Here is a 13486-nt window from a genome sequence, read left to right as displayed (position 1 = left end):
CAGCAGTCGTCAAACCGGCATCCACAATTTACCTGAAACACCGTTGTGCCTGATTTCACGACTGCTGCGCAGCCGAACGCAGCCTTCGGCAGCTGCTACACGGAGTGGGGCGTTGTCACAAACTGACCGGCGAAACAGCTCTAGCCCAACACATGTAGCTGGAACGCCCGTGCTAGAGCCTTTGTAGGAAAAATTTCAATGGTGTTCAATGGCCACCAACGGCTATGCTAGAGTGGATCCAAACCAATAACAGGTAATACCGGTTTTACGTCTACTCAAAAGGAATGAGGGGCTTCCTGAGATAACCGGACAGGCCACGCTGGGGCTTAAATGCGCTATTTGCTGATGTTGCTGTTGTACTTGCCCCTCATGGCGAGTGCAGTCGAATTCGACGAATTCACTCAAAGCCTTCCCCTGGGCCGAATCCTGCAAGTGTTCGAAGACGCGGGCGGTCAGGCGACCATCGCCGATGTCCGTGCACAAGCCGCGGCCGGAAACTTCAAGCCCCACGACAAAGCCACCCTCAACGCCGGTTATTCGCGTTCAGTGTTCTGGCTGAAAATCGACCTGCATTACCGCCCGAACAACCCCGCGGTGCAACGCACCTGGTTGCTCGAACTGGCCTATCCGCCCCTTGATCATCTTGATCTCTATTTGCCCGATGCGGCCGGTGGCTATCAACTGGCACGACAGACGGGCGATGCCTTGCCGTTCGACAGTCGCGAGATCCGCCAGAACAACTACCTGTTCGATCTGAACTTCACCCCTGATCAAGCGCAAACCCTGTACCTGCGCCTGCAGAGTGAAGGGTCGATCCAGGCGCCGGTCACCCTATGGTCGAGCACTGCCTACCTGGAAGAGCAACCGATCCGACTCTATGTGCTGGGGCTGATCTACGGCGTGTTGCTGGGGATGCTGGTGTACAACCTGTTCATCTATCTCAGCGTGCGCGATACCAGCTACCTCTATTACATCTTCTATATCGCCTCGTTCGGTTTGTATCAGCTGTCAGTGAACGGCGCGGCCGTGGAGTATTTCTGGCCGAACAATCCCTGGTGGGCGAACGCAGCGACGCCGTTTTTCATCGGTTGCGCAGGCCTGTTCGGCAGCCAGTTCGCGCGCGGCTTCTTGCAGACGGCGACCCACAGTCGTTGGCTCGACCGCTTGCTGCTGGCGTTGATTGCGTTTAGCGCGGTGGTGGTCGGGTTGTCGTTGTTGACCAGTTACGCCCTGGCCCTGCGCCTGGCGACGGCGCTGGCATTGACCTTCACCGTAGTGATTTTTGCCGCAGGGATTTTCGCCTGGCTGCGTGGCCTGCGAGTGGCGCGGTATTTCATCATCGCCTGGTCGGCATTCCTGCTCGGCGGCATCGTCAACACCCTGATGGTGCTGGGTTACCTGCCAAACGTGTTCCTGACCATGTATTCCAGCCAGATCGGCTCGGCGATTGAAGTGGCGCTGCTGTCCCTGGCGCTGGCCGATCGCATCAACGCCATGCGCGAGCAACAGGCACAGACCCTGTTCGATGCCGGTCAAACGCTTGAAGTGCTCAACCAGCAACTGGCTCGCAGTAACAAGCTCAAGGACGAATTTCTCGCCACCCTGACCCACGAACTGCGCACGCCCATGAACGGTGTGATCGGTTCGCTTGAGCTGATGCAGACCGTCGAGATGGACCCGGAGCTGGAGCAATATCAGCAAACGGCCGCCGGTTCCGCGCGAGACATGATGCGCATGGTCAACGGCATCCTCACCCTGACCGAGTTGCAGGCCGGCAAGCTCAAGACCTATCCGGCCGTTTTCAGTTTGCGCGGCGTGGTCGAGGCTTTGCGCCTGCAGTTCGAGGGCAACGCGTTGAGCAAGTCTCTGGACTTCAAAGTCGAGGTCACGCCGGGGCTGCCGGATCGCTTGCACGGCGACAGCGCCAAGTTGGCGCAATGCCTGGAATGCCTGCTGGATAACGCGATCAAGTTCACTCGGATCGGCGGACTGGCGCTGCGGGTGACGGGTAAACCCGTGGCGCCTGACCGACTGGCGCTGTCCTTTGCGGTGATCGACACCGGCATCGGCTTCACCGATCTGGGGGAGGCGACACTGTATCAGCGGTTCTTCCAGCTCGATGGCTCGATGACCCGTGAATACGGCGGTCTGGGCGTTGGCCTGGCGATCTGTCGGCAACTGGTCGAATTGCTCGGTGGAAAACTGACTCACCGCTCCGAGCCTGGTCGTGGCAGCCGCTTCCAGCTCGATGTCGAGTTCGAACTGCCCGCGGTGGAGCGGCCGCCAGTGCCCTTGATGAACCGGGAGTTGCCTCGCCTGCGACTGCCTCAGGACTGCACCGTCCTGCTGGTTGATGACAACAGCATCCATCAGTTGGTGATGCGCGGCATGTTGCTCAAGCTGGGGTTCCGGGTGCGCACCGCTGACAACGGAGCTGCCGCACTCGATCACTTGCAGCGCGAAACCTTCGATGCGGTATTGCTCGACTGCCAGCTTCCACCTTTGGACGGCACGTCCCTCTGTTGCCAGATCCGCGCGTTACCGGGCTGCGCCGAACTACCGGTATTCGTGATTGCCTTGAGCATTGATCGGGAACGCTGCCCGACCGGTGCCTTGATCGATTATCTGAACAAACCGGTGAAATTCGAGGACCTGCAGGCAGCGCTCTATCGACGGGTGCTGTGTCAAAAGCAAGGCGAAAGCGCCGACAGTTAGGCAGATATGACGCTTTGTTCGGTCAAGGGGCGGTGCTTAACTGAAGTTCCTTGGCTGACCAAAGGAGCCCCGTCATGAACCTGCATCAGTTCGCCGAAACCCACGAAGTCACCAACCAGCCACCGTCGCTGGACGGCGCCAACCTGTATCGCATCGACCTGCCGTTGCAGGAGTGGTCGCGGCGTTTCGGGGCCGGCTGGGCCGAGTCGCGGATCGACGCTTACGGCGCACTGGCCGGCGGGCCGCTGATGGAAGCGGGGTTTCTGGCCAATCAGAACAAGCCGGTTTTCAGCAGCCATGACCGTTACGGCCATCGCATCGACCTGGTGGAGTTTCACCCGGCCTATCACGAACTGATGCGCACCGCGGTCGAGCACGGTTTGACCTCATTGCCCTGGGCGCATCCGCAGTCCGGCGCCCACGTCGCCCGCGCCTCCATGACTTACCTGCACAGCCAGGCCGAAGCCGGTAGTGGTTGCCCGCTGACCATGACCTTCGCCAGCGTCCCGGCGATGCGCCTGCAAGCGGATCTGGCGGAGCAGTGGTTGCCGAAAATCCTCTCTACCGAATACGACCCGCGCAACGTCGGCATGGCCCACAAGGCCGGGGTCACCATCGGCATGGCCATGACCGAGAAACAGGGCGGTACCGACGTGCGGGCCAACACCACCAAGGCTTTTCCGGTTGGCGCCAGTGGTCCGGGCCAGGCGTACGAGTTGGTGGGCCACAAGTGGTTCTGTTCCGCGCCGATGTGCGATGCGTTCCTGACCCTGGCCCAGACTGACAAGGGTTTGACCTGTTTCCTGCTGCCGCGCCATCGCCCGGATGACACGCGCAATCAGTTCTACATACAGCGTCTGAAGAACAAACTCGGCAATTGCTCCAACGCTTCCAGCGAAGTGGAGTTCCGTGGTGCGCTGGCGTGGATGGTCGGCGAGGAGGGACGGGGCGTTCCGACCATCATCGAAATGGTCGCCATGACCCGCTTCGATTGCATGGTCGGCTCCAGTTCGTTGATGCGTCAGGCCCTGACCCAGGCCAGCCATCACTGCGCTCACCGCAAGGTCGGCGGCAAGTTACTCAGCGAACAACCCTTGATGCAGAACGTACTGGCCGACCTGGCCCTGGAAAGCGAAGCCGCCCTGGCCTTGAGCCTGCGCATGGGCCGGGCGCTGGATCATCTGGATGATGAGCATGAAGCCAAATTCGCTCGGCTGGTCACGGCGGTGGGCAAGTACTGGATCTGCAAACGCGCGCCCGGAATGATCAACGAAGCCGCCGAATGCATGGGCGGCGCCGGTTATGTCGAAGACAGCATCCTGCCGCGGTTGTACCGTGAGGCACCGGTCAATTCGACGTGGGAAGGTTCCGGCAACGTGCAATGTCTCGACGTGTTGCGAGCGTTGTCGAAGGAGCCGGGTGTGCTCGATGTGTTGTTCAGCGAGTTGGGAGACGGCCATGGCGACCAACGCCTGGCCGCGCACATCAGTCAATTGCAGGCGGCTTTCAAAGACACCAGCGACATTCAATACCGCGCCCGCCAGCTCACCGAAGACATCGCCTTGGGCCTTCAGGCCAAGCTGTTGCTGGAGGCGGGCAACGCCGCCGTCAGTGATGCCTTCATCGCCAGTCGCCTCGGTTCCGCCGGTCGGGTGTATGGCGCGTTGCCACGTGGGCTGGATGTGGAAGCGATTGTCGCCCGGTCGACCCCACTTCTATGATCGACACCGACTCCTGTGGGAGCGAGCTTGCTCGCGATGACTGATTAACATCCGACATAGATGTCGCCTGACAGACCGCTATCGCGAGCAAGCTCGCTCCCACATTTGATCTGCGGTGACCAAAGCATTTGCGTATCAACACGCCACTGTTCCCGTCAGACGACGATGCAGGCAAGATGAAGGCCTGCAAGTCAGAACACAGGATGCTGATCGTGACCGAAGCTTTTATTGTCGTTCAAACCGCCGAGCAAGCCGTTGACCGGCTTGCGCTCTTGCACAATCGTGCAACCACCGCGCTGAACCAGGCGCTCAAGCGTTACCTCAAGGATCGTGTCGAACCGGACGCCGAACAGCGTGCGATGTTTCGTTATCCCGAGCTGCGTCTGACCTACCTCTGCCAGGGCGAAGTCCCACAGACCACGCGCGCCTATGCCAAGGTTCAATTGCCGGGGACCTACAGCGTCACCGTCACCCATCCAGCGGCGTTCCGTAAGTACCTGCTGGAACAGCTGGTGCCGTTGATGCACGACTTCACCGTGACGGTGGAAGTCGGTATCAGCCAGCAAAACATTCCTTATCCGTACGTGGTCGAGCAGGGCGATGAACTGGCCGGCTCCGGCGTCACCGCAGCGACGCTGGCGCGGGTGTTCCCGAGTACCGACCTGTCCGCTGCCACCGACGGGATCGCCGATGGTTTGTATGACTGGGAAAACACCGACCCGCTGCCGTTGGCCTTGTTCGACGCCGCGCGGGTGGATTTCTCCTTGCGCCGTCTGGTGCATTACACCGGCAGCGACTGGCGCCATGTGCAGCCATGGATTCTGCTGACCAACTACCACCGCTACGTTGACCAGTTCATCGTCCATGGCCTGGAGCAGTTGCGCAGCGATCCGCGCTTCGTGCGCATGGTCTTGCCGGGCAACGTGATCATCGAAAAGAGCATGGACCACGGCGAAGCCTCGGCGATTGCCGCCGGTGTGGTCTGGCACCGCTATCAGATGCCGGCCTATCACCTGATCGCCAGCGACGGCCACGGCGTGACCCTGGTGAACATCGGCGTCGGCCCGTCCAACGCCAAGAACATCACCGATCACTTGGCGGTGTTGCGTCCGCATTGCTGGCTGATGATCGGCCACTGTGGCGGATTGCGTCAGTCGCAGACGATTGGCGATTACGTGCTGGCGCACGCTTACATGCGCCGCGACGGGATTCTCGATCGGGTCGTGCCGCCGAATATTCCGATTCCGGCCCTGGCCGAAGTGCAGATGGCGTTGCAGCAAGCGGCGGCCAATATCACCGGTGAGAAGGGCGACGAACTGAAAAAACGCCTGCGCACCGGCACGGTTCTGACCTACGACGACCGTAACTGGGAATTGCGCTGGGCCCAGGAGCGTCCGCTGATCAACCTGTCTCGCGCCGTGGCGGTGGACATGGAAAGCGGCACCATCGCGGCGCAAGGTTATCGCTTGCGGGTTCCGTACGGCACGTTGCTCTGTGTGTCGGACAAACCGTTGCACAGCGAAATCAAACTGCCGGGTTCGGCCAACGCCTTCTATGAGCGCGCGGTCAGCCAGCACTTGAAGATCGGGATCGAGGCGGTGGATCTGTTGCGCACCGAACTCAACTCGTTGCACTCGCGCAAACTGCGCAGCTTTGACGAACCGCCGTTCCGCTAACAGTCATGGTCATTTAGCGGTCGGGGCACTAGCATTAGCAGCCCTGACCGTTAGATGTTCCTTTTCCCATGTCTCGTCCTCAACGTCCCGTTTCCCGCCGCCCTGGCGTGAAGCCTGCGCCATCGTCCTCAGCCCCGCGCCGTGTCGCCAAAGCGCCGCCGGCCGAGCCGAAGCTGATTCTGTTCAACAAGCCGTTCGATGTGCTGACGCAATTCAGCGATGGAGAAGGGCGGGCGACGCTCAAGGATTACATCGAGATTCCCGGGATCTACCCGGCAGGACGGCTGGACCGCGACAGCGAAGGTTTGCTGCTGCTGACCAATGATGGCCAGCTTCAAGCGCGGATCGCCGACCCGAAACACAAACTGGCCAAGACCTATTGGGTGCAGGTGGAAGGCGAGCCGAGTGCCGAGCAATTGCAGCGTTTGCGCGATGGCGTCGAGCTGAATGACGGCATGACGCTACCGGCTGAAGCGCGGCAACTTGAAGAACCTGAACTGTGGCCACGCAACCCACCCGTACGCTTTCGCAAAAGCGTGCCGACCAGTTGGCTGGAGCTGGTGATTCGTGAAGGGCGCAACCGTCAGGTACGGCGCATGACCGCGGCGGTCGGGTTGCCGACGTTGCGTCTGGTGCGGGTCAGAATCGGCGCCTGGTCGATCGAAGGGCTCGATCAGGGCCAGTGGAAGGAAGTGCCGGCGCGTCTATAACGTGCCGGATTCGATCAGGCCGATGACCACGCTTTTGATCACGAACGCGGCCACGCCCAAGCCGAGTACAAAGAACAGGATGAACGAGCCAAAGCGGCCGGCCTTGGACTTCTTCGCCAGATCCCAGACGATGAAACCCATGAAAATGATCAGAATGCTGACCAGTCCGGTCATCATCCACTCTTCGAATACTGCAGGATCCATCGAACATCTCCAGCGCGGGCGCGGCTAAAAGGGCGGGGCGAGTATACGCCATGGCGGATTGGCGGGGCATAGACCTGCGTCGGTGTGCCGCAGTCATTCGTCGCCCGGCTCGCACTTGCAGGAGCGTGTAGGAGCTGTCGAGTGAAACGAGGCTGCGATCTTTTGACTTTGATTTTTAAGAACAAGATCAAAAGATCGCAGCCTCGTTTCACTCGACAGCTCCTACAGAAGCAGTATCAGCTGCGCAGATGGGTCAACGGCAACTCGGTACTGTTGAGCACCTGATTAAGCACAAAACTCGACCGCACACTCGTCACCCCTTCAATCCGGGTGAGGTGTCCCAGCAGCAATTTTTGATAATGGTCCATATCTGGCACTACCACCTTGAGCTGATAGTCGGCATCCATCCCGGTCACCAGGCTGCATTCCAGCACCTGCGGCAACGTACGAATCGCCGCTTCGAAGTTTTCGAAACGCTCCGGCGTATGGCGGTCCATGCCGATCAACACGTAAGCCGTCAGGCTAAGGCCGAGCATCTTGCGGTCCAGCAGGGCCACCTGGCGGGAGATGTAACCGTCGTCCTCCAGCTGCTTGACCCGCCGCGAGCATGGCGAGGGAGACAGGCCGATGCGTTCGGCCAGCTCCTGGTTGGAGATGCGCGCGTCACGCTGCAATTCCGCCAAAATGCTCAGGTCGTATCGGTCGAGTTTGCTCATCAATCAGGCCTTTGTCATAACTATTGCGGTGGATTATCTATCCAGGGTTAAAAATTGCGCAAGTGATGTTTATTTGAGCAATCTTCGCAATCCTCTGCCGGCGCCGCGAGCCTATTCTTATCACCAGAATCACTGCTCGGACAAACAGTCCACAGCGGCTCGCCCAATCAGGCCAGCTGCGGTCGCCACCCCCACAGGGGATGAGCCGGCCCCCGAGCTACACACTGTCCAGAAGACGGCGTGAGGTGAGCCGACGTCAAAAGCGTCGAGCACGGACGAAGTTCTCAAAGGGAGGCCGACGGGTCTCCCTTTTCTTTTGCCCGGAATTTGCCGACTGCCCTCAATAAATAAGTTGCGCGACTGATAACCTGTTGCAGAACCGGCCTGTGCTTTCCCAGTCTTACGTACAGGCCCTAACCCGCAGTGAGGAAAAGCATGAAGTCGCGCATCTGGCGTTTGGCCGGTGTTGGTTTGCTGTGTGTAAGTGTCACTGCGCAATCGCTGGCCGATGAGCCGCAAAATCGTGGTCCCGATGGCGGACAACGTGACTCGGACGGTCATCAGGGAAACAATCAGGGCCATGGCGGCAATAATCAGCCGCGCCCGCAGAACAATCCGCAGCAGAACCAGCCGCGTGCGCAGAATAACGAAATCATTCGTGGCGATAACAGTCGCCAGTTCGAGCACAACGGTCAGAATCAGAACAACGGCCAGTGGCAGAACCAGCCCCGGCCGCAGCACGATTACAACAATCCGGTTCGCTCGCCGCCGCCACCTCCGCAGTTACCAGCCAACGACCTGCCGATTCAGGGTCGGCCCGACACCGTGCGCCAGACCCAGCAGCCGCAGCGTGGCTACTACCAGGACGTGCCGCGGCGCAACGATTACAACCAGCATTGGCAGAACAATGGTCCGCGTCCCGATGACCATCGCTGGGCCGGTCGCCCGGACGGGCACGGTAATGGCTGGGGCGCAGGCCCGCAGTACCGTCCCGGTCATGTGATCGATCGCTTCCCGGACCGTGATTACCGCGTGCCATACCGTGGTCAGGATTACTTCTTCTCCGGCGGCTACTGGTATCGCCCACAAGGCCCGCGCTACGTGGTAGTGCAGCCGCCACGCGGGATTCGCGTCAGCTACTTGCCCGATTACGCCCGTGAAGTGTGGATCGGCGGTGCGCTGTTGTTCCTGGCGGCCGGTTCCTATTACGCCTATCAGGAAAGCACTCAGGATTACGTCGTGGTCGAGCCACCCATACAACCGCAGCCGCAACCGGTCAGCAATGGTTATGACGTGGTGGCGTATCCGGCCAACGGTCAGTCGCCAGAGCAGGTCAACCAGGACGGTTACGAGTGCTATCAATACGCGGTGCAGCAGAGTGGCTTCGATCCGCGAACAGCCACCTACCAGCCAGATCCGTCGGTGGTGCAAGCCTACCGTCAGGCCCAGGGCAACTGCCTGAGCAGTCGCGGGTATCAGGTTTCTTTCTGAGCCCTGCCTGCCGGTACCACTTCCTGCGGGTCGGCGTGCACCAGCACTTCGGCTCGCGGGTACGCGGCATGAATGGCATCGGCGGCTTGGTCGCTGATACCGTGAGCGACTGACAGGGTCAAATCCCCCGGCAATTCCAGGTGCAACTGCACGAACCACTGGTTGCCGGAAATCCGCGTGCGCAGGTCGTGCGCCCCCAATACTCCCGGTACACCGCAGGCCAGTTCGAGCATGTGCTGGCTGACGTCCGACGGCAGCTCTTCATCCATCAGCACCGTAAAACTTTCCCGGGCGATATGAATCGCGCTCCAGAGAATGTAGGCGGCAATCCCCAAACCGAACCAAGGGTCGACCTGATGCCAGCCAAACCCGGCGAGCACCAGCGCTACCAGAATGCTGCCGTTGAGCAGCAGGTCCGAGCGGTAATGCAGGGAGTCGGCGCGCACCGCGTTGGAACCGGTCGCCTTGACGACCCGATGTTGCAACATCAGCAGGGCCAGGGTCAGTGCCAGGGAAAACACAATCACCCCGATACTGATCCATGGCGCCCCCACCGGTTCCGGGTGTTTCAGTCGATCAATCGCCTGCAAGGCAATCAGCACCGCACTGCCGCCAATGAACAACGCCTGAGCCATGCCCGCCAGCGACTCGGCCTTGCCGTGCCCGTACCGATGATCATCGTCGGCCGGGCGCAAGGCGTAATGCACCGCGAGCAGGTTGAGCAGCGAGGTGACGCCGTCGAGGGTCGAGTCGGTCAACCCGGCGAGCATGCTCACCGAACCGCTCAACCACCAGGCAATGGCTTTGGCGACGATCAGCGTGCATGCCACCGCCACCGAGGCACGGGTCGCCAGCCGCAGCAGGCGGGCATGTTCGGAGCTGGAGATCATAAGTGCGGCTATTCCTTTAAGTGCACGGATTACGCGGCAGGTTGCAGGCCGAACATGGCCAGTTGCTGCGCGCTGCCCTTGTGCTGGATAAGGCGTGGGTCATCCAGCGGGAAGCTGCGGCCCAGTTCGGTTTCGAGAATAGTCTGCAACTTGTGGTTATCGACCTTGCCGTCGGCGCCGATGGCTTCCTTGAGTTTTTCCGGGGCCACCTGGGCGGTCTTGCCGGGCTCGAAGTAAATCGCGCCAGTGGCGAAGTCCACGGCAAACGCGATCAGGCCGGGAATGATGTAGAACAGCAAGCCCACGGCATCCAGCGCGGCGATGGCCGGGTCGATCTTGCCGTCAATCTGACCACGACGGTCAGGGTAGAAAATCGATCCGCAAGCGGTCACCTGTGTCAGCAACGTCGCGACCAATACACCGCCAATCAAGCGAAAGGGAACACGCATATGAAATCTCCTGAGTCATCTGGAAAACGAAGGGGCGTCTATATGAATTAGGACCACGACGAACGCTAGGCAGTTCGCCGTTATACTCGGCCCGGCAGGGCGTGCCCACAGTAAATTGCGGCCTCGTCTCACCGCCACTGGAATAGTTGAGGATTGATGTTGTTTTTTCCAGATCGACAACGCGTAACGGCTGATGGATGTTATCGGGGTTCGGCCCTCCGGGCTGAAGCTGTGGACGCGCCATGCTGCGTTGCGAGACTTGGTAAGGAAACGACCCTTACCTGCGTCCCGCGCCTTGCCTGGCACGCCCACAGCTTCAACGCGACTCGCAATTTACTGTGGGCACGCCCTGGGGAGCCAGCATGATTTCTTTGCCGATTGATGAAGTTTTACCCGCCCTGCGTGAAGCCTTGGCTACACGCCACGAAGCCGTGCTCGAAGCACCGCCCGGCGCCGGTAAAACCACCCGCGTGCCGTTGGCCTTGCTCAACGAGCCCTGGTTGGCCGGGCAGACCATTCTGATGCTTGAACCGCGCCGTTTGGCTGCGCGGGCAGCAGCGGAGCGGCTGGCCAGTGAGCTGGGCGAGAAGGTCGGCGAAACCGTCGGCTATCGCATTCGTCTCGACAGCAAGGTCGGCCCCAAAACCCGCATCGAAGTGGTCACAGAAGGCATCCTCACCCGACGCTTGCAGGACGACCCGGCGCTCGAAGGCGTTGGCCTGCTGATCTTCGACGAATTCCACGAGCGCAGTCTCGACGCCGATCTGGCGCTGGCCTTGAGCCTGAATGGCCGCGAGCTGTTTCGTGACGATCAACCGCTGAAAATCCTGTTGATGTCGGCAACGCTCGAAGGTGAACGCCTGGCTGGATTGCTCGATGACGCGCCGATCCTGCGCAGCGAAGGCCGCATGTACCCGGTGGCGATGCGCTGGGGCCGGCCGTTCCAGCCCGGTGAATTCATCGAACCGCGCCTGGTGCAGACCATTCTCGAAGCCTTGAATGATGAAACCGGCAGCGTGCTGGTGTTCCTGCCGGGGCAAGCGGAAATCCGTAGGGTGCATCAGCAACTCGCCGATGCACTGGGCGATAGCACGCAGGTTCTACTCTGCCCGTTGCACGGTGAACTGGACCTCGCCGCCCAACGCGCCGCGATCGATCCGGCCCCCACCGGCAAACGCAAAGTGGTGCTGGCGACCAACATCGCCGAGACCAGCCTGACCATCAACGGCGTGCGCGTGGTGATCGATGCCGGGTTGGCGCGGGTGCCGCGTTTCGACCCGGGCAGCGGCATGGCCCGCCTCGACACTCAGCGTATTTCCAAAGCCAGCGCCACTCAGCGCGCGGGCCGAGCGGGGCGGTTGGAACCGGGCGTGTGTTATCGCTTGTGGTCGCAGGATCAGCACGAACAACTGGCGGCCTACGCCAGTGCGGAAATTCTCTCGGCGGATCTTGCCGGGTTAGCGTTGCAGCTCGGCCGCTGGGGCGTGACACCGGGGCAATTAATGTGGCTCGACGTGCCGCCCGCGGCCGCTTATGCACAGGCTCAGGACTTGCTTGATCGCCTGGGCGCATTGGACGGCGAAGCGCTGACCCGCCACGGTCAGGCCATGGCCGAACTGCCGGCCCATCCGCGCATCGCGCATTTACTGTTGCGCGGTCAGGCGCTTGGCTTGGCCGACATGGCGTGCGATGTCGCGGCCTTGCTCGGCGAGCGAGATATTTTGCGTGGCGCCGGGGCGGATCTGCACAGCCGATTGGTGCTGTTGTCCGGCGAAGAACGCGCTGCACGCGGCGCTCAGGGTGGCGTTCAACGAGCCCGGCAACTGGCGCGTCAGTATCGCGGTTATCTGCGAGGCAAGGCGTCGGAACCGGTCGGCGATCCAGATCATCCGCGTTGGCTCGGCGCGTTGCTGGCACTGGCTTATCCGGATCGGGTCGCTCAGCAACGTCGTGCGGGGGGCGCGGAATATCGCCTGGCCAACGGTCGCGCAGCGCTGTTCGCCGAAGCCGACAGTTTGATGAAGCAACCGTGGCTGGTGATCGCCGATCTCGGCAGTCGTCAGGGCCAGCGTGAAGAACGCATTTATCTGGCGGCGGATTTCGATCCGGAGCTGTTCGATTCAGTGCTGGCCGAGCAAGTGCGCGTGGTCGATCAACTGGATTGGGACGAGCGCGAAGGCGTGTTGCGCGCCGAGCGGCAGCGTAAGGTTGGCGAGTTGATCCTCAGCCGCGAGCCGCTGACTGGCCTCGACGAAACCGCTCGCAGTCAGGCACTGGTGAATCTGGTGCGGCGAAAAGGTCTGGAACTGTTGCCATGGACCCCGGAGCTGCGGCAGTGGCAGGCGCGGGTCGCCTTATTGCGCCAGTTGGACCTCAACAGTAAGCATGAAAGTGAATGGCCGGATGTCAGCGACGCCGCCCTGCTCAAAAGCCTCGAACATTGGCTGATGCCGTATCTGGGCAAAGTTTCGCGGCTCAGTCACTTCGCCAATCTGGACCTGTCGAGCATCGTCCATAACCTGTTGCCGTGGCCGCTGCCGCAACGGCTCGATGAACTGGCGCCGCATCATTTGAGCGTGCCGTCGGGCTCGTCGATTCGTCTGGACTACAGCGAGCAGCCGCCGATTCTGGCGGTGCGGTTGCAGGAGTTGTTTGGCCTGGCCGAGACCCCGCGGATTGCCGGTGGCCGGCAGGTGGTCAAGCTGCATTTGCTGTCCCCGGCGCGGCGGCCGGTGCAGGTGACACAGGACCTGGCGAACTTCTGGCGCAGTACGTATGCCGAGGTGAAGAAGGATTTGAAAGGGCGCTATCCGAAGCACTACTGGCCGGATGATCCGCTGGTGGCCGAAGCGACCGCGCGGATCAAACCGCGTAAGAGCTGAAGATCAAAAGATCGCAGCCTCGTTTCACTCGA

General features: G+C 61.0%; 10 protein-coding genes. 6 read left to right on the top strand and 4 right to left on the bottom strand.

Going from position 1 to position 13486, the window contains the following annotated elements:
- The first annotated feature begins 330 nt into the window (after positions 1-330).
- From ACMXYH_RS28525 to ACMXYH_RS28510, 4 genes are all read left to right on the top strand, one after another.
- Positions 331-2715 carry a 7TM diverse intracellular signaling domain-containing protein gene (locus ACMXYH_RS28525; protein WP_415765642.1) on the top strand — a complete coding sequence of 795 codons (2385 nt, stop codon included), beginning with the start codon at positions 331-333 and terminating at the stop codon, positions 2713-2715.
- A gap of 74 nt (positions 2716-2789) precedes the next feature.
- On the top strand, positions 2790-4436 hold the full coding sequence (locus ACMXYH_RS28520) for an acyl-CoA dehydrogenase family protein (RefSeq protein WP_415765641.1): 1647 nt from the start codon (positions 2790-2792) through the stop codon (positions 4434-4436).
- Between the two features lie 176 nt (positions 4437-4612).
- Positions 4613-6112, top strand: a complete 1500-nt coding sequence (gene amn, locus ACMXYH_RS28515) for an AMP nucleosidase (RefSeq protein WP_347805717.1) — start codon at positions 4613-4615, stop codon at positions 6110-6112.
- Positions 6113-6180: 68 nt separating this feature from the next.
- Positions 6181-6822 carry a pseudouridine synthase gene (locus tag ACMXYH_RS28510; RefSeq protein WP_415765640.1) on the top strand — a complete coding sequence of 214 codons (642 nt, stop codon included), beginning with the start codon at positions 6181-6183 and terminating at the stop codon, positions 6820-6822.
- Here the strand turns inward: ACMXYH_RS28510 and ACMXYH_RS28505 are convergent.
- Both ACMXYH_RS28505 and ACMXYH_RS28500 read right to left on the bottom strand, forming a co-directional pair.
- Positions 6817-7026, bottom strand: coding sequence for a DUF2788 domain-containing protein (locus tag ACMXYH_RS28505; RefSeq protein WP_007937369.1), 210 nt, complete (start codon positions 7024-7026; stop codon positions 6817-6819). The two genes, ACMXYH_RS28510 and ACMXYH_RS28505, sit on opposite strands and share 6 nt — an antisense overlap.
- Before the next feature lie 236 nt (positions 7027-7262).
- Entirely contained in the window at positions 7263-7742 is a 480-nt protein-coding gene (locus ACMXYH_RS28500) for an Lrp/AsnC family transcriptional regulator (protein ID WP_007937367.1), read from the bottom strand.
- A gap of 435 nt (positions 7743-8177) precedes the next feature.
- Here ACMXYH_RS28500 and ACMXYH_RS28495 point away from each other — a divergent pair, with 435 nt between their 5' ends.
- On the top strand, positions 8178-9233 hold the full coding sequence (locus tag ACMXYH_RS28495) for a DUF6515 family protein (RefSeq protein WP_415765639.1): 1056 nt from the start codon (positions 8178-8180) through the stop codon (positions 9231-9233).
- Here ACMXYH_RS28495 and ACMXYH_RS28490 read toward each other — a convergent pair.
- Both ACMXYH_RS28490 and ACMXYH_RS28485 read right to left on the bottom strand, forming a co-directional pair.
- Positions 9218-10123: a cation diffusion facilitator family transporter gene (locus tag ACMXYH_RS28490; protein ID WP_129440930.1), complete on the bottom strand. Its 906-nt coding sequence runs from the start codon at positions 10121-10123 to the stop codon at positions 9218-9220. The genes ACMXYH_RS28495 and ACMXYH_RS28490 overlap by 16 nt on opposite strands.
- Positions 10124-10152: 29 nt before the next feature.
- Positions 10153-10572 (bottom strand): hypothetical protein, encoded by a 420-nt coding sequence (locus tag ACMXYH_RS28485; RefSeq protein ID WP_046056587.1) that lies wholly within the window; start codon positions 10570-10572, stop codon positions 10153-10155.
- A gap of 362 nt (positions 10573-10934) precedes the next feature.
- On the opposite strand from ACMXYH_RS28485, the gene hrpB reads away from it, so the two are divergent.
- A complete protein-coding gene (gene hrpB / locus ACMXYH_RS28480; protein ID WP_415765638.1) occupies positions 10935-13454 on the top strand; it encodes an ATP-dependent helicase HrpB in 2520 nt (839 codons plus the stop codon).
- Positions 13455-13486: the final 32 nt, after the last annotated feature.

It is taken from the genome of Pseudomonas frigoris, from assembly GCF_047758635.1.
GTDB lineage: Bacteria > Pseudomonadota > Gammaproteobacteria > Pseudomonadales > Pseudomonadaceae > Aquipseudomonas > Aquipseudomonas frigoris.
The sequence above is the reverse complement of the archived record's forward strand: the minus strand, read 5'-3'. Positions and strand labels throughout refer to the sequence as shown.